Origin of the sequence: Pseudomonas sp. 10B238 (genome assembly GCF_000970615.1) — a bacterium.
Taxonomy (GTDB): domain Bacteria; phylum Pseudomonadota; class Gammaproteobacteria; order Pseudomonadales; family Pseudomonadaceae; genus Stutzerimonas.
Map to the genome: position 1 here is coordinate 1 of NZ_KQ033964.1, position 2,878 is coordinate 2,878.

Consider the following 2,878-nt stretch of genomic DNA (forward strand, 5'->3'; position numbering starts at 1 on the left):
AAGCACGCTTCGTTGAGCGCTGCGGCTGTCGTACCGCATTTTCTCGATGAGGACGCTTGCACGGGAACCTCCAGAACCAAACATACAGCTTCGAAAGTCTCGGCCTCTTTCGGTTCAGCCTGGCGTTTCTATGAGCGTAGGTCAGGGTCGTTGCTGGCACTCTGCCATTAACTAGACATAAGCTTTGGAAGCGTCATTGTGAAAGTCGTATGCCCCTCAGCTGATTCGCAAGCGATGCGCCCTTTGTGCGCTTCGACTATCGAACGAGTGATAGCCATGCCGAGGCCCGCATTCATGGTGGTTCCTTCGCGCCTTGCGGTGTCGACCCTATAGAATCGATCAAACACTCGGGCCTGAAGCTCGGCTGGAATCGTTGTGCCTCGGTTGGATATGGCTGTGCAAACCGAGCCACCGCTCTCGCTTATTTCAACGCTGATGGTGCTGCCTTCCTCTGCATATCGAACTGCGTTAGAGACTATGTTTGAGACGGCCCGTCTCAGCATCGATTTATCGCCATGTACCGATCCATCGCCTGAAAGCGCGATTTCTACCTTTTTGTCCTCGGCTGCAAGCTCGTAATATTCGATAACGCTCGCGGTAATCTCAGCCATGCTGGCATCTTCGGCATTGGGCGTAATCTTCCCGTTGTCCGCCTTGGCGAGGAATAGCATGTCATCGACCATCTTTGACATGCGCCTAAGTTCTTCGAGGGCGGAATACAAAATGTCTTTGTAGTCGGTATTCTCGCGGTCGCGCAAGAGCGCGACCTCCATTTGGGTAAGCATGCTGTTCAGCGGCGTTCTTAGCTCATGCGCGATGTCCGCTGAGAAATCTGACAACCTGATGAAAGAGTCATCCAAGCGCGAGAGCATTTCATTGAAGTTGTCTACGAGTTCATGAAGCTCGCCTGGCACTGATTCGGTTGGAATTCTGGTATCCAAACAATTGGCAGTTACTGTAGAGGAGGTCTTAGAGAGCTCATCAATCGGTTTTAAACCCTTCCTGATCAGAACAACACCTAACGCGCCACTCAGAAGTGCACTAACGACAAGCGTATAAGCAAACCACTGCTGAATCATATCGAAGAAGTGGATTCGGTGCGTTACATCCAATGCCAAATAGATAACAGTGTCCTGCCCTTCTACCCACCGGTTTACTTTTCTAGTGATGCCGCTGTACTGGTGGCCACCGAAACTTACCGTCCAGCGTTCCTCTTGGATGTCCGTGACAAGAGGTAGCAAGCTCTCAGACAGATTGTGATGGGAGTAAACCGTCTTACCGTCTACTACAACCGCAGTTGCGAAGCCAAAGGAGTGCTCAATAACAGCATCGATCCTTGAAGCGGTCTCAGGCCCGAATTCTGAACTGCCGCGTAGCATACGCTCTACTGCAGCAGCCTTTTCATTCAGCACCTGTGCGTCTTTGCGTTCGAAATGGAGCTGGCAAAAATAATTGAAGCTGATTGCGGCGGCCAACAGCACAACCGTAACCACGAGCATGAAAGCTATCGCCATTCTGCTCGTCAGTGACACTTTTCCCATCAGTACGGTCCTGGTTAGGCCATCACGCACAAAAAAGCAGGTGGGCACCCAGAAAAGGTGCCCGACCTGCTTCGATCATAGTTGCTCGCACTCTCGTATCCTAGGCAGCGTCTGGGTTTTCCCCATTTTGCGAGTGGCCGGCTTTGGCCGCCTCCATCATTTCACGACACTCTTTCATCATTCCACGCATGTCGCCCATCATTTCCATATGCTTGTCGCCGCTCATCATGCCGGTTTCTGAATGGCTTTGGTCCGCTTTATCTGCCGCTGCGAAACTCAGTCCGCTCGCCAGGGTGATTGCAATTGCTGTTACTGTAATGGTGTTTCGCATGTTAAATCTCCAAGTTCAGTGGGTTATTCGCTCTTGCTTAACAAGATGCTTTCGCCAACGTTGGGCTCCTTGGGCTTGTCGCACTTACCGCTAGACATATGCTTCATGCATACGACCATCATCAACAAGCAGGGCAAGAGAAAGAGCAGGCTTGGCAGCGTCGTTGCCAACGCCCCAGTGCTTTGGTTCAGGAGCATGTAGCCAACCACAGCTACGGTTAGACCGGTCACGATCGGATTGCGCTGCAGTACACTTTTCATTCTCGAAAACAGGCTGCTCATATCATTACCCTCGAATATTTAATTTGCAGGTTAGCCGTTGTTTACGCCTACCGGTGCGCTCAAAAATTCCACCGTATGAATCTCCCCGTCTGGGGTCTTTACCTTCATTTCATATGTCTGAACTTTTGCAGTAGTCCGATAGTTCTGAATCATTTCAGTCGTACCGGTCGCCCCTGCAGGTGCGATGCTCAGCACTTTGCCTTCTTTGACAAGCTCTTTAAGAGTGAGATTGGATCCTGCAGGATCATTTAGGCGATGCATTGTCCGATCGCTTCCGCCTTCGGCCATTGCAAGAGAAGACGCAACGGTCAGAATAAAAGGAACGATTACTTTGGTTATACGGTTCATGGTTTGCACCTCTTGGTTAGTTGATGCCTGTAGATTAAAGGCTTGCTACTTACAAGAAGCTGTTGCCAAGCTTACAAAGCTGTAATCGCTCATTTTTTTGTTGGTACGACCGCCGCGTCTGCGGCGGTCGCTTTCTGTGCTTACCGTTTTTCGATACGCGTAATGGTGGAATCCATGCCCTTCGAGGAGAACTCGAATTCGACCTGGTCCCCTTCTTTCAACTTTTGGAGCTGATCAGGCTTCGCTTTGAAGCCCATCGTCATAGAAGGCCAACCCAGCGCTTCGACCGGGCCGTGTGCAATGGTCACGGTGCCGCTCTCGGTGTTTACTTTCTTGACTGTGCCGATGGCTGTAGCGGTCTGTCCCGCCGACTTCTG

Annotated in this window: 5 protein-coding genes; all 5 read right to left on the bottom strand. The window is 51.1% G+C overall.

Features of this window, described 5'->3' with window-relative positions; all coding sequences use genetic code 11:
* Positions 1-167 precede the first annotated feature (167 nt).
* Positions 168-1,541, bottom strand: a complete 1,374-nt coding sequence (locus RT21_RS22730) for a heavy metal sensor histidine kinase (RefSeq protein ID WP_046164447.1) — start codon at positions 1,539-1,541, stop codon at positions 168-170.
* Positions 1,542-1,641: 100 nt separating this feature from the next.
* Complete coding sequence (locus RT21_RS22735) at positions 1,642-1,872, bottom strand: hypothetical protein (protein ID WP_041015593.1); 231 nt, start codon at positions 1,870-1,872, stop codon at positions 1,642-1,644.
* Positions 1,873-1,895: 23 nt separating this feature from the next.
* Positions 1,896-2,153 carry a DUF2933 domain-containing protein gene (locus tag RT21_RS22740; protein ID WP_046164448.1) on the bottom strand — a complete coding sequence of 86 codons (258 nt, stop codon included), beginning with the start codon at positions 2,151-2,153 and terminating at the stop codon, positions 1,896-1,898.
* A 30-nt stretch (positions 2,154-2,183) separates the two neighbouring features.
* Entirely contained in the window at positions 2,184-2,501 is a 318-nt protein-coding gene (locus tag RT21_RS22745; RefSeq protein ID WP_045423048.1) for a co-regulatory protein PtrA N-terminal domain-containing protein, read from the bottom strand.
* Between the two features lie 140 nt (positions 2,502-2,641).
* On the bottom strand, positions 2,642-2,878 hold a 237-nt coding region (locus tag RT21_RS22750), incomplete at its 5' end, for a copper-binding protein (protein WP_046164449.1).

What these genes read in the sequence shown, in the direction of transcription:
- RT21_RS22730 (WP_046164447.1), bottom strand. Translation starts at nt 1,541, where the DNA reads ATGGGAAAAGTGTCACTGACGAGCAGAATGGCGATAGCTTTCATGCTC.
- RT21_RS22735 (WP_041015593.1), bottom strand. Translation starts at nt 1,872, where the DNA reads ATGCGAAACACCATTACAGTAACAGCAATTGCAATCACCCTGGCGAGC.
- RT21_RS22740 (WP_046164448.1), bottom strand. Translation starts at nt 2,153, where the DNA reads ATGAGCAGCCTGTTTTCGAGAATGAAAAGTGTACTGCAGCGCAATCCG.
- RT21_RS22745 (WP_045423048.1), bottom strand. Translation starts at nt 2,501, where the DNA reads ATGAACCGTATAACCAAAGTAATCGTTCCTTTTATTCTGACCGTTGCG.